Source organism: Paenibacillus endoradicis, assembly GCF_024721975.1.
Genome location: NZ_JANQBB010000001.1, coordinates 1,178,506 through 1,196,235 on the forward strand (window position 1 = coordinate 1,178,506; position 17,730 = coordinate 1,196,235).

Sequence of the window (17,730 nt, forward strand, 5' to 3'; positions counted from 1 at the left end):
GACTCCCTTCACCAGTAACTTCCAGCTAACATTGTAAGTCGAATTAAAGTTATCTCATCATCGCCTTTTAATGATAGAGACTCATCCAACAACTTTATCTCTTCATCATTTATAAATACTCGATACAAATCATCCGTGTAGGCAAGTATAGCCGTATCAATTGCAGTTGCTAGATTGGGTTTGCCCTCATGATAGATGGCACCAAAGCCAACTTTTCCATTGTCTGCCCTTTCTCGTACCTCTTGCTCATTCAAAAAAGGGAAAATGGATTGCGCTTGCTGACGCTCCATCAAGCCCTGAACATTCCACTCTACTAAAGCCTCTATTAACTCTCTTAATGTTCGAGGTTTATGTAATAGCTCAATTGGAAGACGTGTAAGAGCAGCTTTACGCTTACCTATGCTTTTGACCGTTACAAACAGTTGTATCATTCCGATGCTCCCTTCTTATTTTATATCTAGTATATGTTCCTTAGAATAATTATTTCATATATTCAACTAATAAGCCCTTCTTTTACAATAATAGGTCGTGTCTCTATAGAGACATTACCCGCTAATGCTCTGGAGATCATACAGGACTCTTCTGCCAAATGTGCCAGCCGTTCTGCCTTCGCCAAATCAGCCTCTGTTGCATCCGCTTGGAGTACAATTAGTGGTTTATGAACGATCCGTTCATAAGTAAACACGTTATTCGTTACATCCACAATCGCTTCAGACTCAAGAGTCAGACCTTGTGGTGTAATATGTGAACGCTCAAGCATCGCTGCCAGGGTGATTAGATAACAGGTCGACGCTGCCCCCAAGAGCATTTCGTCAGGATTAGTACCTGTTCCTGGACCTCCCATTTCTTGCGGAATTGAGATTATTGTTTTTAACCCACCTGCTTCTATTTGTCCTTCACTGTTACGTCCACCATTCCATACCGCTTTCAGATGAAAAGGATGTTTCATCTCACTCATTCCTTTCAATGATCTCCGGATCAAGCCCGAATATACTGTAAATTATTTTAGTTCAATCTATATGGTATCCATTTAATGTGAAATTTGATTTTCCAACAGATTTTTATTCATTCCATCATACCACATCGTTACAGTAAGAAAAATTTCGACACTCTGCACTAAAGAACTTCAACAATTAAGGACGTTGATACTTCAAAAGTATTTAATTCACGTGTATATGATTAACATCTTGTTAGATTCTCACTACCATGAATGTATGGACTACCAGTTGCACTCGTACCTATTGTTCCAAATTTCACCTACATTTCTTCTTGCTCTTAGTTACTTACGACTCAAAACGATTATTAATGCCATTAACTAAAATTCATCTTCTTTAAAATGTAAAAAGACCACAATGGCAAACACTGTGATCTCTAAGGGATTTCTAGTTTTTATTGTATCCAATACATGAACCATCTGACCTATCCACAATCTTAAACTCCATAAGTTTAATTTTGTTATAGTCTGCTATCCAAATCGCTTACGGTAACCACATTTGCGACAAAGCTCTTCAACAGCTTGTCGCTTAGAAAATCCATCGTAAATAGCAGTTGCTCGCGAACCCTCAATGATCTCCTCAAATCCTTGCTCATGAACATTACCAAGCTTCAAGATACCTTCACCATCAAGGCAGCAAGGAATCACTGTACCATCAATAAGAACTCCAGCTTGATTACGCAAGGCATGACAGAAGCCAACACCTTCATCTTCTTCCTCGTCAAGTGCTGGCCAGCGGAATTGTGGATCTTGATTCAAATAGACTCGATCAGCAATTTTAAGACCTGATCCTGTTCCTGGTAAATAGTATTCTTCAATTTTATAATCTAATTGAAACGCTGATTCGATCATTGCCAATAGCTCACGATTTCGTTCTTTTTCAATATTTACTTCGTTATCTTCTGCTAAGTTCCATAGACGGAATGAGGTAATCATTTTCGTAGTTGTTCTAGCTTCTTCCACAAAAGCTAAAATATCTGCTAAATACTTTTTCAAATCACGATTTCCGGGATCGCCATCAAAACTATGTAATGAAAAGTTCATCTGCCGCAGGGCTGGTTTGCCAAGCAGCTTCTCTCTATTTTTATTAATAAGTGTGCCATTCGTCGTTATGTTAACTTTGAATCCTTCTTCATATGCTATATCTAGTAAAATATCAATTTTGGGATGTAGTAGTGGTTCACCTTTCACATGAAAATAAATGTAATCAGTAAATGGCTTAATTTGTGATAAAGTATGACGATAATCCTCCACCGACAAAAAGCCCTTCGCACGCTCAGTTGGAGGACAGAAATAGCATGATAGATTACAAATACTCGTTGTTTCTATATAAAATTTTTTGAATCGTTTCATATGTACAATCCTCTTCATTTATATTAGATACATCCATCATATCATAAATGATAGAAAATATTCATTCGCATCACATTTTGTTATTTTATACAATCATTGCGTCAACATTCATTGATTGATATAATTGCACCTGTTGTAATTTCATCCATGACGGCTTACAAAATACACATAACCGTCTACGGTAAGTCAGAGAGAAAGGTTGGATTAATCTTGAAAAAATCAGAAAATAAATATTGGGCTTTAGTCGTGTTTGCAGGATTATTTGAAGTGTTTTGGGTATCTGGACTGAAATACTCCTCTACTCCACTTCAATGGTTTGGTACTACAATAGCCATTATCATTAGTTTTTATTTACTTATCCTTACCTCTAGTAAATTACCAGCAAGTACGGCTTATGCTGTTTTCGTCGGACTTGGCGCTGCAGGAACAGTTGTGGCGGAAATGGTTGTATTCGGAGAACCTGTGCATATAGCAAAAATCATTCTACTATGTACATTACTTATTGGGGTTATCGGCTTGAAATTAGTAACTCATGATTCTCCTTCCACAGAGCAACAGGATACTGCACGTGCTAAGGAGGGCAAATAATGAGTTGGTTATTCGTTATTATCGCTGGGGTATTTGAAATAGTAGGTGTAGCAGGTATTAATAAACTCAACGAGAAAGTTAATGCCGTTAATATTTTATTTATGGCTTTAGGCTTTGGTCTAAGCTTTTTGTTCCTTACTTTAGCACTTGAGCAGTTACCAATGGGTACTGCCTATGCCGTTTGGACAGGAATTGGTGCCGCAGGAAGTGCTGTTGTTGGTATCATCTTCTATAAAGAATCCAAAAGTATAGCTCGACTTGTATGTATTGCGGTCATCATAGCTTCAGTTATTGGCTTAAAACTAGTTAGTTAATATCATTAATAATTCATGTGGTTAACTATGGTTATCATTATAAAAGGCTGGTCGTGCTCTTAATTGAGCACGACCAGCCTTTTCATCATATTTTAAATATCAAATTCATTTTTTGGTTTACGTGGTTGACGTGGTACTTTGTTCTGTACAGCAGGTAGATGACGCATACTTCTCATCATAGGTCCTTTGCAGATCGGACAAGTTTGATCCTCTTGAGCAAATTCTTCTCTAACCCATGCTTTACATTCAGCATTTTTACATTTTAAAATTTTAGTTGGTTTAAGTTCGGATGTTGTATTCGTAGTTGACACGCTTGGATGAGTCCCTTCACTTACAGTTGATTTTCAACTTGTTGTTTTTATGTTTTTTTTATTTTACACGATGACTGGAACGACACATACTGGTTTTGAAGAGTGTACTTCTACACCGATGTTCTCTAGTAAGCCATTACTAAAATTACGTTTGAAAGTAACAATGTTGTTACCATCACGATTTGCCACTAATAAGTATTCACCACTAGGTGTTATAGCGAAGTTTCGCGGATGACCTCCAGCAGTTGAAATATGCTGAATTGTAGTTAATGTTCCGTCATTCGCATCTACTTCGTATACAACAATACTGTCATGTCCACGATTAGAGCCATATACAAATCTACCATCAGCAGATATTGTAATTTCAGCACAACCATTTTCACCAGTAAAGTCTGGAGGTAATGTAGATAATGTCTGGATTTCAGATAAAGTACCAGTTGATGCCTCATACTTGAAAGCAGTTACTGTTGAATTCAACTCATTAATTACATATGCATAAGTAGCATTTGGATGGAATGTTAGATGCCTTGGACCTGCACCATCTGCAAGTTTCGTTACATTTACTTTAATCAATTTACCATTCGCTTGATCTACCTTATATCCAACGATTCCATCTAGGCCAAGATCTTGTACATATAGATATTTACCATCTGGGCTATAGAAACTAGAGTGTGGATGAGGTATTGGATTATCTTGACGCTCTGGATCAACTGTCGTCACGCTATGTTGAGCAACATCTAATACATTACCTAGAGAACCGTCTTCTTGCAAAGCAATTAGACCAATCATGCCACCATGATAGCTTGTCACTGTTAAATATTTACTTTGTTGATCACGCGCGACATGACAAGTCGTGCCAGTAACGGTAGCCTTTTTTTCTACTAATGATAATGTGCCAGCTTCCGTGTCTAATGAAAAATGTGAAATTTCTCCAGACTTCGTACCATCTGCATTCACAATTTCAGAAACCGCGTATAATTGCTTCTTCGCAACATCTACATTAAGAAAAGTTGGATTTTTCAGACCAACATACTGGTCTGTTTTCGTTAATTGTCCTGTCTGCTCATTTAGTGTAAATACTTCTACACCACTTTCATGGGTTTCTGCATATGAACCTACGTACACATTTACTTTAGACACGAATAATCCTCCTAAAACTTTTTATTACTGCTCGAGATACTTGATGCATATAAAAAGTACCTCAAAGGCATGTTCTTCGACTTATTATTCAAATTTACTTGATTTCGCAGTTATCTGGACCACATAGTCCAACTTCGTCATCACCTTGAATATTAACTAATGTTGGATTAGTCTCAGCCCAAGTTTGTTCTAATGCATTCAAGAATACATGTTGTGGTTGCGCACCACTAATTGCATACTTATTATTAAGTACAAAGAATGGAACACCACTAATACCAAGATTACTAGCTTGCTGCTCATCTGCTCTAACATCACTTGCATATTGATCAGAAGATAGTACGCTTTGAACCTCTTCTTCAGAGAGTCCAGCTTGTACTGCTAGCTTTATTAGTTCAGCATGATCTTCAATATCTACATTATCTGTGAAATGTGCTGCAAATAAAATGGATACAAAAGCTGATGCAATATTTTGTTCTTGTGCAAGAAGCAATAAACGATGGGCATCAAAAGTGTTAGCATTGTACTGATTCTCAAATTCAAAGCGTAAACCTATTTCTGCAGCTTGATTAGCTACACCTTGAGTCATTTCCTTTGCTTTTTCCGCAGTCATACCATATTTCTTCGCTAGTGATGCAATTGTTAATTGTTTAGCGTGTTTACCTGGATCAAGTTCAAAACATTTATATATGACTTCGACCTTATCCTTATGAGCAAATTGTGCTAAAGCACTCTCAAATTTCGTTTTACCAATGTAACAAAATGGACATACAAAATCAGACCAAATTTCAACTTTCATTTCTAACACCTCCTGCGGCTTATTTTTTTGAGCTTTCCGAACTAATCCTGTTTCCGATCCGTTACGAACTAAGCTTAAATCATTGTACCGCACTAATTCTGTTGGTACAATATTGACATAACAAATAATAGGGGGTATGAGAAACTTGAATATACTAAAACAAAAAGATCGTTCTGATCTTGATCGACGAATTCCTCTTATGCCTTGGTATGTTGAGCAATTTATTCAATATAAATTACCTGATTTATCACCATCTTCCTTATTAGAATATACAAGAGATTACGAGACCTTCTTCAATTGGATAATAGCGGAAGGTTTGTCTGAAGCCACCAAGATGAACGAGATCACATTACTTGAATTAGAAACATTGAAAATGGAATCGGTCGATGGCTACAAAATGTATCTCTCTACATACAAAGAAGATCGAAATAGTCGTACAACGATTCAACGCAAACTGTCGTCACTTCGTTCTCTATTTCACTACTTAAGTCAAATTGCTGAAGATGATGACTTTTACCCGCTTTTGAAACGTAATGTAATGGCTAAAGTTGCAATTAAACGTACACATAAACCAAAAGATACGGCTGCCAAGCTTGAAGGAAAACTTCTGCAAGAAAATGAAATTGATGAGTTTCTATCTTTTGTGCGAGTAGATTATGGTCATGAGGTTATAAGCAACAAACAAGCTATTTATTCTTATCAGTTAAATATGGTTCGTGATTCATGTATTATAAGCCTCATCCTCCACTCAGGCTTACGTGTATCAGAGCTTGTAAATTTGAATGTAGATGATATAGATCTTAAGAAGAAACTTTGTTATGCATTTCGCAAAGGTGACAATGATGAGTCGTTTAAATCACCTGTCTATTTCCGTCAAGCCGCAATTGAAGATATGAAAGCTTATCTCGAGCTTCGTGAATCCCGCTACAAAGCACCGAGAAAAGAAAAAGCACTTTTTCTGGCAATTGCTAATGGGAAAAATGAAGGATCGAGAATGACGAAGCGAGCGATCCAAGCTATGGTTATTAAGTATGCGACGCATTTTGGAAAACCATACTTATCGGTACATAAATTACGTCATTCTTTTGCTACAGATTATTACTTACGTAATGATATATATAAAACTCAAGAGCAATTAGGGCATGCATCACCCGAAACGACTCAAATATACGCTCACTTAACCGATAAAACGATGGCAGAAGCGATTGATCGCTCCTCTCTGGAATAACGTCTTCAGAAAGAGTACAATAGATCAAGAAAGTTAGAGGAAGCAGCAACTAGAAGCCACAAAAAGTTTTAGGAGGATTATATGATTACCGAACATACGATTATTATTGGAGCTGGTCCTTGTGGGCTGGCAGCAGGAATAGAGCTACAACGAGTTGGCATAACGCCTCTTATTATCGAGAAGCGTAATGTCGTTCATTCAATCTCACAATACCCTACATATATGAATTTTTTCAGTACTGCTGATCGATTGGAAATTGGTGATATTCCATTCACTTCACCAAACGATAAGCCTTCTCGTCTCGAAGCATTAAACTATTATCGTATGGCTGCACAGCGTCACAAGCTTCGCATTAAGCCTTATACATCCATTACAAAAATCACAAAGATTGACAACCACTTTATTCTTGATGCGGTTGATCAATATAATGAACCTTCACAATATCGTGCTGATCATGTGGTCATATCAACTGGCTATTTCGATCATCCTAACTTGCTTGGCATTGAGGGAGAAGATTTACCTAAAGTAAGTCATTTCTTCCGCGAAGCACATCCTTATGCTGGACTTAACGTTGCCATTATCGGTGGTAGTAACTCTTCTATCGATGCAGCGTTAGAACTTGAGCGCGTTGGCGCACATGTAACGGTTATCTATCGTCGTGCTGAATTATCTAGAAGTGTCAAAGCTTGGGTACGTCCTATCTTCGAAACGAAAGTGGAAAAAGGATCGATTCAACTACTATTACAATCTCAAGTTCAATCGATATCGAAGTATCATATCGAAGTAAACACTTCAGAAGGTGTAGTGACGCTACAAAACGACTTTGTACTAGCGCTGACAGGCTTCCATCCCGATCAACCATTCCTTACTACTGCTGGAGTTACCATTGAAGCAGAAGGGCATCCAACCTTTAATGAGGAGACGATGGAAAGTAATGTTCCAGGTATCTATCTTGCTGGCGTCGTTGTTTCTCGCAAAGAAGATGCAAATGAGATTTTCATTGAATCCGGACGCTACCATGGCAATAAAATTGCAGCTCATCTAAAACAAAAGTACAAATTGGATTAACTGCATGAATAGACCATAACAAATAGACCATAACAAACCAACATCTTGGCTGTTATGGTCTATTTTTATATTAACGAATTGTTCAGATCACTCAATTTGAAAAACTAACCACTAGATCATAGAATCATCTATGCAAGCAATTAATTTCACAAGTTATACTCACCCTTGTTCATAATCACTTTCTCTTCACCGTTTGCCAATAGCGCTGTAACGATCATATCGGGTGTTCCGAACATGAAATCGACATGGATTGCAGATTGATTTAACCCTTTAGAGAGCAAGTTATTACGACTACGATCCGTATCTACAATGCAACCCGGATAACCTGCACCAAGTGCAATATGGCATGTTCTGTTCTCATCACATAATGTTTCATAGAATAGTAGGTTTTGCTCAGCTAGCCGAGAGCCATTATGAACAAGCGCTACCTCCCCAAGTCTTCGAGCTCCTTCATCAGTAGCTAGTAACGCTGCCAAATGCTTCTTTCCTACTTTTGCATCGAAACTAGTAACTTCTCCACCTGAGAACGTCAGCTGAAAACCATCGATACACTCATTATTCAAATACAACGGTATAGAATTATAGACGACACCAGTCACTTTAAGGCGATGTGGTGCTGCAAATATTTCCTCAGTAGGTATACTTGGATAAAATTCTTTGCCTTCAATATCAAAGCAATTGCCACCAAACCATTGATTATTATCTGCAAGCTCTACTTCAAGATTCGTTCCCAATTCATTAATGAAAATTAGCTTTTTAATATCTAGAGCATTCAGTTTAGCTTTATTACTGAGCAGCGTAGCGATATGTTTATCCCATGATTCAATAGAGTTATTACTATTACAATAAGTAATATGGAATATAGTCTCCCAAAGCTTAGCGAATGCCTCTTCCCCGTGTAGAAGAGGAAATACCTTCTCAGCCCATGCGATCGTCGCTACAGGCGAAGCTTGTCTACGTACAACAAATGCAAACTGATCTATTAAGGACGGTTTACGAATAGATTTTACTATATTAGACAATAGTAATTCCCGCTCATCCGTTAAAGCAATAACATCATCAGTTGGCGCAATTAATCGAACAAAACATGCTTTAGACTCAATATATTGTTCATTCAAACTACTTTGATTACGATATTGAATCAATAGTTGTTCTTCCGTCGCATATTGATTTCGTAGCGCATTTAACCCCTCGTCTTCCAACCTGATCTGCACATCACCTGCTCCTGCAGCGTAACCAGCACTTGCAACGATTTTAGCAAAGTACAACGTATCAGAACTGCATGTGACGACTAACAATTGATTACGTTCTAAAGAAACGCCACGTGTGACAATGAGTTTAGCATATTCCGCTAACTGCTTTACTATTTCATTTGACAGCTTCATCATTTTTCACCACAAATATCAATAATGACACTTGTGAAAATTTTAGCTGACGTAATTATATCTTCGATGATGATGTATTCGTCCGCACCATGAATATTTGTCTCTACTCCTGGCATGGTACAACCGAATGCGACTCCGCCTGGAATACCATGTACATACGTCCCACCACCTACATGCTGGCAATACCCTTCATTACCAGTATATTGTTCATAGTTAGCTAGCAATGTTTTGACAAAGTCAGTATCTTCAGGAGTATGATGTGCTTTCGAGAATCCGCCTAATTTCAATTCAACATCGTATTTCTGAAGCGAATTAGCAAGTACATGCATCGTATTATCCTCTGTTGCACAGATAGGAACACGACTATCAATAAAACCGTATAAAGAAGTTGGAGCGAATTTGAAAATAGCAAAATTCATTGTTAATTGGCCTGATTTCTCATCTTCCATCTTCAATCCAGCAGCCTCCGCATAATAATCCCCATGTGGGAATACGTCATTGACACCTTTCAATGCACGGAAAGCAGCACAATCTGCAAATGGCAGTTGTACAAGTAGTGACAACAGTGTTGTTACTGCATTTATTCCTTTATGCGGCAGAGAGGCATGTGCTCCCTTACCTTCTACATTAATCTGAATGAGATTGCCTTCATGTGACACTAAAGTTATAGAAGCTCCCGTTTCCGATGATACTTGCTCAGCAAGCGGTGAAATAAGTTCGATGGTTAGTCCTTCTACTACTGCTTGGGCGTTAGGCGGCACAACATTAACACGGTATCCACCTTCAACGCTTACGATGCGCGGTAATTGTGTTTCCTCGCTAAAATTTCCACTGAACGAAGTTCGCAGACCCCCTTTTTCCGTATTGATTACCGGAAACTCTCCGTCAGGCGAAAATACATAAGTAGGAGGCTGCTCTTTCTGGAAGTAATACTTCGTGTCGGCACAACCACTTTCTTCATCCGTTCCAACTATTAATCTAGCATTTGATTTCAATGGGATGCCAAGTTCTTTCACTGCCGCTAGAGCGAACAAAGATGCAATCGTAGGACCTTTATCATCACTTGCACCACGACCGTACATTTTACCTTCTTCGATCTCGCCGCCGAATGGTTGCTTAGTCCAATTCGTTCCTTCGCCAACAACATCAACATGGACAAGTATTCCTAATTCTGACGGTAATTCGTTCAAATTGATTGTACCTACATAGTTTTCATGATTCGTAGTTAGTAATCCTAATTCATCAGCCATTTTCAATGTGAGTTGAAGTGCTTCAGCAGGACCTTCTCCGAATGGAAATTGCTCAGTAGCTTCTCCCTTCACACTTTGCACAGCGATTAGCTTTTGAATATGTGATAGAAACTTATCATAGTTGTTCTCAAAGTATTGTTCAATTTGTGCTTTCACCATTATTCACCTCGAATTATGTTTACATAATACAAATTATGATCGTGTTAGTTTTAATCGTGCTAATGCCTTCACAAGTTGCTCATGAGGAGTTGCTAGATTGATTCTAGTAAAACCTGATCCGCCCATTCCAAAATGCCAGCCTTGATCAAGATCAAGTGCAGCTTCTTCTAGTAAGAAGCTTTCGAGCTGTTCATTATTAAGCAATAAGTTATTCCAATTAATCCATGCTAGATAAGTACCCTCAATTGGACTAACCGTTACGTCAGGGAAATGATTACGGAAGAATTGTTCAACATATTCAATGTTTTTGCTAACATACTGTAGCATTTCATCAAACCATGCTTCTCCTTCGTCATAAGCTGCTATAATCGCATCACGGATAAATGGGTTCATACTTCCATAATGATCAATGCGTCGTTGTGCAAGAAACTTCTCACGAATGCGATCTGATGAGATAATCGCATTGGCATGACTAAAGCCAGTGAAATTAAAACTTTTACCAATCGAAGTTAAGACGACTGATATATCTCTAGCATGCTCTATTTTTAATAAAGGAGTTGTCTCATTTCCCTTGAATACAATTTCAGCAAATATTTCATCGCTAATTAGCATTACATCATACTTGATTGCCAACTGAACGATTCTTGAAAGATCGACATCATTCCATACTTTCGATACAGGGTTATGAGGATTGCAAATAATCATAATTTTATTAGAAGGAACTGACATTAACTCTTCTAGCTGTTCAAAATCTATACAGTATAAGCCTTGTTCGTAACGTAGTTGATTCACTGCAATCGTTCGATTATTAGTCGTAATCACTCGCTCATATAACATATACACTGGAGGCTGAATAATTACGCCGTCTTGTTCGTTAGAAAATGCTTTAATACATGATCCTATTGCATGCAATGTACCATTCGTTGGCACAATCCATTCTTTCTGTATCTCCCAGTTGCGTCTGCGTCTCATCCAAGATATGATGCTGTCTGTATATTTTTGATCAGCAAGCGTGTAACCGTATAAGCCATTTTTTGCGCGCTTTGTTAGGGCTTCGATGACTACAGGAGCTGTAGGGAAATCCATTTCAGCACCACAAAAAGTAATCCCATCCCGCTCCATTACAGTAGCTGGTGTTTCAATATGCTTCATGTTGCCAAATGATTCTCGAACGGCTAACTGATCGAAATTATACTTCATAACTTCCCTGCTCTCTTAACTCGAATATTCCTTCGATTTCAACAGTTACATTCATTGGAAGTTGATTCGTACCTACAGCTGAGCGAGCATGTTTACCCTCTTCGCCGAAAATATCCATTAGTAGTTGAGAAGCAGCATTGACCACAATATGTTGCTGGTCAAAACCTACTTCACTACTTACGAAAGCCATTAATTTGATACAACCTTTAATATCATCCAAATTGCCTGTATAGTATTTTAGTGCTGCGACCATATTTGTTATACATAATCTCGCAGCATCCTGTGCGTAAGCAATTGAGCGTTCAGTACCCACTTTCCCAGTGTACACTGGTACTCCGTTAATCATCGGTACTTGTCCTGATACATATAGTACTTGACCAACTTGCTTCACAGGAACATATAAAGCACCAGGTGGTGAGTTAGGAGGAATTTTGATTCCAAGTTTTACAATTCGTTCTTCTATGTTCATATGTCCTCCGAAAAGAATTCTATTCTTCTTCAATCTCATTCAAATAGTTATAGATTGTGTATCTTGAAACTTTCAATTTCTCCGAAACAAATGGTACAGATTTATGCATATCGAACACATTTTTCTGTTTAAGTAGCTTAATTAATTTCATGCGATCCCGTTTATTCATATCTTCAACTGGCTTTCCAATAACTGCTAAGCATTCATCAAATAAAGTACTTACCATACCTTCACCAGCTTGGGATATGGCACTTTGCAAATCACCGCCAACATTCATCAAGTTCAGTAATAAGCGATTCGCTTGTACTAACTCAGAGAAATCAAAGTTAATCCCTAACGCAAACTTATAATCTTCCCCAATCATATGAAAGGTAGAACTTTTTATTTGCCTGCCGTCTGGTGTAATTGCGAGATGATTAATAAAATCTACTTCTTTCAACACTTCATTCATATCTTTAGTTGAACCTAATACATCAACAATCGAACCTACTTCCCGGCCTGTAACTTCATTATTGTAAATTGACAGTATCGGGTTTCCTTTTACATTCATGTCGTGGATTAAAGTTTCACACTGTTTACCAAAAGTCTCTGCAAGTCCTTTAGCTACGCGATCGAGGAATGAATAAGCTTCATCTCTATTCATCTAACTGCCTCCACACTTTTATTTACCTGAAACTGTAATTCCTTTTACTAATAATGAAGGTGAACCATAACAGCCATATGCCATTGGCGCACCTGGTCTGAAACTCGTTGGCAAGCCATATATAAAGTCGTTTCCAACCATTTCGATATTTTGCAAAAATTCATATAAGTTACCAGCAATCGTCACACCATCAAACGGCCTAACGATTTTTCCATTTTCAACAACAAATCCAGTAGCTGGAATGGAATATTCACCTGAAATCGCATTGATTCCTGCACCATGGAAATAAGCCGTAACATCCGTCACATATAATCCATTCCCTAGTGCGGCAAACATCTCTTCTTCACTACTCTCACCTTGGGCAATTGAGAAATTAGATGGATATACTTTCGGAGCATAATTATAATCCAAGCGCCAGTAGTTACCGCCAGTAGCTTGATGATCTTGGAATTGTTGCGATGTTTCTGTGTCATGTAAATACGTTTGTAGTATTCCCTTATTCACTAATTCTTTCCTAGTTGAAGGATGTCCAGTCGTGTCAAACGGCCAAACAAACACACCATGATAGTCATGGGGATCGTCGATTATCGTTACGCAATTTTCTGCTACTTTTTGTTGTATCTTATCGTTCAAATTAGAAATGTTATTCAACACCGAAGCAGCTGAGAAAAATACGGAAATTCCTTGAACAAATAACGAAGCGGTATCATTTGGGAACATAATATTATACGTTCCTGTTGTCACTTGCTCTGCTCCAAAGTATCCTGAGGATTTACGATATCCAGATAACACCATACCTTTAACATCAATATGTTCAATCGTTGAACCACCGCGATAAATAAGGGAGTTTTTCAACTGTCCATCTTGCTCAGCTACAACATATAAAGTGCAATAGATATAGTTCATCTGATGACTAACATCAAGTCCTTTTGTATTCACGATGCGAATCGTACAACTATTCGCATGTAATACGCCTGTTGTTTTTTGCAGGTTACTATAACTATTAACCTCATTAACAATATTTTGATGCAACTCTTTAATTAACTCGACATCTTCAATTCGTTCATCGCGCTCTTGAAGCGTCTCATACTGCCCTGAACCATCATAATAAAGATACGGTTTTCCACCAATCGCCTCAATATTATTCGAAACTGCTGCTAGTAGGAAATGTGCGGATTGCTCTGATAGCAATTCTGAATAGGCTGTTGCCGATGATCCATTTTTTGTACCTGTAAATGCAACACCAGTTTTGATACTATATTGTTCACCACTTGGAATTGTCATTAAAGTTGAAGTTCCAGTTACATAGTTCAATTGACAATCTGTAAATCCAGACTGCGCTGCTTCTTCAAAAATATAAGCACGAAACTGATCAAAATTCATCATTGCAACTCCTCCTATTTTCCACCAACAACCAGTTTTGAGATTTTGATCATAGGTTGTCCATTCGAAACTGGTAAACTTCCACTTGCAGCACCACATAAACCACCATCAAAAGCTAAGTCTTTACCTACCATTTCAACATTCATTAATGCTTCTACACCCATTCCCATTATTGTTGCCCCACGAATAGGTTTTGTAATTTCACCATTCTCAATTAGATAAGCTTCTTGTACGCTAAAGTTAAATGCACTCGTCTGTGGATTGGCAGTACCACCGCCAAATAACTTCGCGTACACGCCGTACTCAACGCTGCCAATAATATCTTTATCTTCGTCTGTACCCGGAGCAATATACGTATTCGTCATACGTGATGTTGGACTGAATCGATAAGATTCTTTACGACCACAACCAGTAGGAGGCATTCCCATCATTCTTGAACCCAATCTATCGATCATATAGCCTCTTAATATGCCATCTTCAATAAGTAGATTTTTCGTTGAAGGTAATCCTTCATCATCTACATTCAATGTTCCCCATTCGCCCGGCATCGTACCATCGTCGTAAGCTGTAACTTTACTCGTTGCGATCCGCTCTCCAATCTTGTTGGAGAAGATCGACCCACCTCGTGCAACAGAGCTAGATTCAAGCGAATGTCCACACGCTTCATGGAAGAATATCCCTCCTGTGCCATTAGCGATCACGACTGGTAATTCGCCTACTGGACTCGCATCTGCATAGAGCATCGTCACAGCGGTCTGACTCGCATCTCTACCAATTTTCTCTGGTGAAAACATATGGAACAGCTCTAATCCACCTTGAATATCAGCACGATGATTGCCTGTTTGACTCATTGTTCCATCGCTGGCTACTGCACGAACAGCAAAGCTAGTATAGATTCTACGATCTTCGCCGAAATAGCCTTCACTTGTTGCTAGAAGTATCTTTTGATCCATATCCTTATAAGTAATGACAGCTTGAACAATTTTGTCGCTATAACTTCTTGCTGCTTCATAGGCTTTTCTCATAAAATCAACTTTAATGCTAGTGGGCATTGATGAAGGTACAATTAATGTTGGTGAATAATTGACATTGTAACGTTCAACTAATGTGATTCCACTATGTTGACTTATACCTGTTAGCGAATGAGCCACTTTCTTCGCTAGTTCCAGCATTGCTGCTCTAGAAACATCATTGGTGTATGCATATACACATTCAGTACCACGAAGTACACGGACAGATGCACCAAAGTCTTGACCAGTAACCGCTGAATCCATCGTTCCATTCGTTAATATCATCGTATTTTTCATTGTGTTTTCTACAAACACCTCGGCATAGTCTCCACCAGTGGACAATGCCAGATGTATAACTTCTTCTGCTAATTGACGTGATATCATGTGATGTGCACCTCTTTCTATATCTTGAATAAGTTCGTATCATTATATTGTTAAACAATCGCTATACCATATGACAAGCTACAAAATGCGCTGGACGAACTTCACGAAGTTCTGGTTTGACAACACATTGCTCAGAAGCAATCGGACACCGACTACTGAATTTACAACCCGTTTCCTTGCTAGCTGCAGACATAATATCGCCAGATAACAGCACATGTTCACGTTGTTTCTCAAAGATTGGATCTGGTGTTGGTATTGCAGAAAGCAGTCCTTTTGTATAGGGATGCAATGGTTCATTGTATAATTCATCCGTCTCGGCTTTTTCAACCATATTTCCAAGATACATGACCGCGATATGATCAGAAATATGACGCACCATACTGAGATCATGAGATATGAATAAATACGTTAACCCTAGTTGCTCTTGTAAATCCATTAGTAAGTTAATGACTTGTGCTTGAATTGAAACATCTAGTGCGGAAATCGCTTCGTCACATACGATAAATTCAGGTTCAACAGCTAAAGCGCGTGCAATACCAATTCTTTGTCTTTGACCACCGGAAAATTCATGTGGGAAACGACTAGCATGCTCACGATTTAACCCTACCATTCCCAACAATTCGTGGATGCGCTCCGTTCTCGCTTTACCGCGATGAAGCTTATGAATCTCTAACCCCTCAGCAATAATATCACCAACGGTCATTCTAGGATTAAGTGATGCATAAGGATCTTGAAATATCATCTGCATTCCTTTAGTAAGCTGTTTATATTGTTTTCGATTGCTTTTGTGAACGTCGATGCCATCAAAAATAACTTTTCCACCGTCAGCATTGTACAAGCGTAATGCAGTTCGACCTACTGTCGTTTTTCCACATCCAGATTCACCCACTAGACCTAGTGTTTTACCACGATCAATTGAGAAACTAATCTTATCTAGCACTTTATTGAATTTTCCCCCGCCGATCGAGAATTGTTTCTCAAGTTCGATCACTTCTAGCAACGGTTGATTGGAGTTTACCATCATTACATACCTCCTAGTTGCCTTGCAGCATGATCTAGCTTAGGTCGATCTACTTTAGGTGCACTTGGATCTTGTAACCAACATGCAGATTGATGCTCACCAACAATAAGAGTGAGTTCTGGATCAACTTCCTTACATATGTTCATACAGTAAAGACATCTTGCAGCAAAGGCACAGCCTTTAGGCGGTGTTAACATATCTGGCGGCGTTCCTGGAATGACAGACAACCTGCCACCTCTTGGCTTACTATGACTAGGCATTGACTGCAGTAGGCCCCATGTATATGGATGTTGAGGATTATAGAAAATATCTTCTGCAGTGCCCGTCTCAACGATTTTCCCACCATACATAACAGCGATCCGATCAGCCATTTGTGCAACTACACCCATATCATGTGTAATAAGGACGATCGCTGTACCTAGATTATCCTTCAAATCATTCATTAATCTTAGAATTTGTGCTTGCATCGTAACGTCTAATGCTGTCGTTGGTTCATCTGCTAGCAATACGTTAGAATTACATGCCAAAGCAATCGCGATCATAACACGTTGTCGCATACCACCACTGAATTGATGGGGATAGCGTGCCATATTCTCTTTGGGGCTTGGGATACCAACCATCGTCAGCATTTCTAATGCACGCGCTACAGCATCTGATTGATTGATTTTTTCATGTTTCTTAATTCCTTCAATGATTTGATCCCCTACTTTCATCGTTGGATTCAATGAAGTCATTGGATCTTGAAATATCATAGAAATCTCTTTACCACGGATACGTTCCATTTGCTTATCTGTTAACTTCGTCAGCTCTTTGCCATTATAATTAATCGTTCCATTTTTAATCCGTGCTGGTGGATTAGGTAACAACTTCATAATTGTTTGAACGGTTACACTTTTCCCGCTACCAGATTCCCCTACTATCGCAAGCGTCTCTTGACTATTTAGATGAAAGGTTACGCCTCTTACCGCTTGTACTTCACCCGCGTAAGTATCAAAAGAGACAGCTAAATTATTGACTTCTAATATTTTCTGCAT

General features: G+C 38.6%; 19 protein-coding genes. 4 read left to right on the plus strand and 15 right to left on the minus strand.

All coding sequences use genetic code 11. The features are described 5' to 3' along the window. Nucleotides 1-8: 8 nt before the first annotated feature. From NV377_RS05520 to NV377_RS05530, 3 genes are all read right to left on the minus strand, one after another. The gene (locus NV377_RS05520) at nt 9-431 is read right to left on the minus strand and encodes a hypothetical protein (protein WP_258200149.1); all 423 of its coding nucleotides are present in this window, start codon (nt 429-431) and stop codon (nt 9-11) included. 62 nt (nt 432-493) lie between these two features. Then, nucleotides 494-949, minus strand: coding sequence for an OsmC family protein (locus tag NV377_RS05525; RefSeq protein WP_258200150.1), 456 nt, complete (start codon nt 947-949; stop codon nt 494-496). Nucleotides 950-1,465: 516 nt separating this feature from the next. Beyond that, nucleotides 1,466-2,347, minus strand: a complete 882-nt coding sequence (locus NV377_RS05530) for a radical SAM/SPASM domain-containing protein (RefSeq protein ID WP_258200151.1) — start codon at nt 2,345-2,347, stop codon at nt 1,466-1,468. A gap of 210 nt (nt 2,348-2,557) precedes the next feature. Between NV377_RS05530 and NV377_RS05535 the strand changes: the two genes are divergently transcribed. Together NV377_RS05535 and NV377_RS05540 are read left to right on the plus strand one after the other, a co-directional pair. Further along, nucleotides 2,558-2,935 (plus strand): DMT family transporter, encoded by a 378-nt coding sequence (locus NV377_RS05535; RefSeq protein ID WP_258200152.1) that lies wholly within the window; start codon nt 2,558-2,560, stop codon nt 2,933-2,935. After that, nucleotides 2,935-3,249 carry a DMT family transporter gene (locus tag NV377_RS05540; protein ID WP_258200153.1) on the plus strand — a complete coding sequence of 105 codons (315 nt, stop codon included), beginning with the start codon at nt 2,935-2,937 and terminating at the stop codon, nt 3,247-3,249. The genes NV377_RS05535 and NV377_RS05540 overlap by 1 nt, the downstream gene beginning before the upstream one ends. A gap of 92 nt (nt 3,250-3,341) precedes the next feature. Here NV377_RS05540 and NV377_RS05545 read toward each other — a convergent pair whose 3' ends face one another. The 3 genes from NV377_RS05545 to NV377_RS05555 all read right to left on the minus strand — a co-directional run bounded on the left by NV377_RS05545 (nt 3,342) and on the right by NV377_RS05555 (nt 5,496). Further along, complete coding sequence (locus NV377_RS05545) at nt 3,342-3,560, minus strand: cold-inducible protein YdjO-related protein (protein ID WP_258200154.1); 219 nt, start codon at nt 3,558-3,560, stop codon at nt 3,342-3,344. A gap of 63 nt (nt 3,561-3,623) precedes the next feature. Beyond that, nucleotides 3,624-4,700, minus strand: coding sequence for a lactonase family protein (locus NV377_RS05550; RefSeq protein WP_258200155.1), 1,077 nt, complete (start codon nt 4,698-4,700; stop codon nt 3,624-3,626). 94 nt (nt 4,701-4,794) lie between these two features. Further along, nucleotides 4,795-5,496, minus strand: coding sequence for a DsbA family oxidoreductase (locus NV377_RS05555; RefSeq protein ID WP_258200156.1), 702 nt, complete (start codon nt 5,494-5,496; stop codon nt 4,795-4,797). Nucleotides 5,497-5,641: 145 nt separating this feature from the next. Here NV377_RS05555 and xerS point away from each other — a divergent pair, with 145 nt between their 5' ends. Both xerS and NV377_RS05565 read left to right on the plus strand, forming a co-directional pair. Beyond that, on the plus strand, nt 5,642-6,724 hold the full coding sequence (gene xerS, locus NV377_RS05560; protein ID WP_258200157.1) for a tyrosine recombinase XerS: 1,083 nt from the start codon (nt 5,642-5,644) through the stop codon (nt 6,722-6,724). Nucleotides 6,725-6,805: 81 nt separating this feature from the next. Beyond that, nucleotides 6,806-7,792, plus strand: coding sequence for a YpdA family putative bacillithiol disulfide reductase (locus NV377_RS05565; RefSeq protein WP_258200158.1), 987 nt, complete (start codon nt 6,806-6,808; stop codon nt 7,790-7,792). A 146-nt stretch (nt 7,793-7,938) separates the two neighbouring features. On the opposite strand, the gene NV377_RS05570 is transcribed toward NV377_RS05565, so the two are convergent. The 9 genes from NV377_RS05570 to NV377_RS05610 all read right to left on the minus strand — a co-directional run bounded on the left by NV377_RS05570 (nt 7,939) and on the right by NV377_RS05610 (nt 17,730). After that, nucleotides 7,939-9,180, minus strand: coding sequence for an aminopeptidase (locus tag NV377_RS05570; protein WP_258200159.1), 1,242 nt, complete (start codon nt 9,178-9,180; stop codon nt 7,939-7,941). Then, entirely contained in the window at nt 9,177-10,586 is a 1,410-nt protein-coding gene (locus NV377_RS05575) for a Sapep family Mn(2+)-dependent dipeptidase (protein WP_258200160.1), read from the minus strand. The genes NV377_RS05570 and NV377_RS05575 overlap by 4 nt, the downstream gene beginning before the upstream one ends. A gap of 33 nt (nt 10,587-10,619) precedes the next feature. Further along, nucleotides 10,620-11,786, minus strand: coding sequence for a MalY/PatB family protein (locus NV377_RS05580; protein WP_258200161.1), 1,167 nt, complete (start codon nt 11,784-11,786; stop codon nt 10,620-10,622). Beyond that, nucleotides 11,776-12,255 carry a RidA family protein gene (locus NV377_RS05585; protein ID WP_258200162.1) on the minus strand — a complete coding sequence of 160 codons (480 nt, stop codon included), beginning with the start codon at nt 12,253-12,255 and terminating at the stop codon, nt 11,776-11,778. The genes NV377_RS05580 and NV377_RS05585 overlap by 11 nt, the downstream gene beginning before the upstream one ends. A 19-nt stretch (nt 12,256-12,274) precedes the next feature. Continuing rightward, nucleotides 12,275-12,898 carry a helix-turn-helix transcriptional regulator gene (locus NV377_RS05590; RefSeq protein ID WP_258200163.1) on the minus strand — a complete coding sequence of 208 codons (624 nt, stop codon included), beginning with the start codon at nt 12,896-12,898 and terminating at the stop codon, nt 12,275-12,277. 18 nt (nt 12,899-12,916) lie between these two features. After that, nucleotides 12,917-14,284: a TldD/PmbA family protein gene (locus NV377_RS05595; protein ID WP_258200164.1), complete on the minus strand. Its 1,368-nt coding sequence runs from the start codon at nt 14,282-14,284 to the stop codon at nt 12,917-12,919. An 11-nt stretch (nt 14,285-14,295) separates the two neighbouring features. Continuing rightward, nucleotides 14,296-15,675 (minus strand): TldD/PmbA family protein, encoded by a 1,380-nt coding sequence (locus tag NV377_RS05600; RefSeq protein WP_258200165.1) that lies wholly within the window; start codon nt 15,673-15,675, stop codon nt 14,296-14,298. 61 nt (nt 15,676-15,736) lie between these two features. Next, entirely contained in the window at nt 15,737-16,696 is a 960-nt protein-coding gene (locus NV377_RS05605; RefSeq protein ID WP_308860062.1) for an ABC transporter ATP-binding protein, read from the minus strand. Between the two features lie 2 nt (nt 16,697-16,698). Beyond that, nucleotides 16,699-17,730: an ABC transporter ATP-binding protein gene (locus NV377_RS05610; RefSeq protein WP_258200167.1), complete on the minus strand. Its 1,032-nt coding sequence runs from the start codon at nt 17,728-17,730 to the stop codon at nt 16,699-16,701.

Bases quoted from the DNA above. Each gene is read 5' to 3' on its own strand.
- NV377_RS05580 (WP_258200161.1), bottom strand. From the start codon at position 11,786: ATGAAGTATAATTTCGATCAGTTAGCCGTTCGAGAATCATTTGGCAAC.
- NV377_RS05540 (WP_258200153.1), top strand. From the start codon at position 2,935: ATGAGTTGGTTATTCGTTATTATCGCTGGGGTATTTGAAATAGTAGGT.
- NV377_RS05525 (WP_258200150.1), bottom strand. From the start codon at position 949: ATGAAACATCCTTTTCATCTGAAAGCGGTATGGAATGGTGGACGTAAC.
- NV377_RS05530 (WP_258200151.1), bottom strand. From the start codon at position 2,347: ATGAAACGATTCAAAAAATTTTATATAGAAACAACGAGTATTTGTAAT.
- NV377_RS05595 (WP_258200164.1), bottom strand. From the start codon at position 14,284: ATGATGAATTTTGATCAGTTTCGTGCTTATATTTTTGAAGAAGCAGCG.
- NV377_RS05600 (WP_258200165.1), bottom strand. From the start codon at position 15,675: ATGATATCACGTCAATTAGCAGAAGAAGTTATACATCTGGCATTGTCC.
- NV377_RS05605 (WP_308860062.1), bottom strand. From the start codon at position 16,696: ATGGTAAACTCCAATCAACCGTTGCTAGAAGTGATCGAACTTGAGAAA.
- NV377_RS05610 (WP_258200167.1), bottom strand. From the start codon at position 17,730: ATGCAGAAAATATTAGAAGTCAATAATTTAGCTGTCTCTTTTGATACT.
- NV377_RS05520 (WP_258200149.1), bottom strand. From the start codon at position 431: ATGATACAACTGTTTGTAACGGTCAAAAGCATAGGTAAGCGTAAAGCT.
- NV377_RS05575 (WP_258200160.1), bottom strand. From the start codon at position 10,586: ATGGTGAAAGCACAAATTGAACAATACTTTGAGAACAACTATGATAAG.
- NV377_RS05570 (WP_258200159.1), bottom strand. From the start codon at position 9,180: ATGATGAAGCTGTCAAATGAAATAGTAAAGCAGTTAGCGGAATATGCT.
- NV377_RS05555 (WP_258200156.1), bottom strand. From the start codon at position 5,496: ATGAAAGTTGAAATTTGGTCTGATTTTGTATGTCCATTTTGTTACATT.
- NV377_RS05590 (WP_258200163.1), bottom strand. From the start codon at position 12,898: ATGAATAGAGATGAAGCTTATTCATTCCTCGATCGCGTAGCTAAAGGA.
- NV377_RS05585 (WP_258200162.1), bottom strand. From the start codon at position 12,255: ATGAACATAGAAGAACGAATTGTAAAACTTGGAATCAAAATTCCTCCT.
- NV377_RS05565 (WP_258200158.1), top strand. From the start codon at position 6,806: ATGATTACCGAACATACGATTATTATTGGAGCTGGTCCTTGTGGGCTG.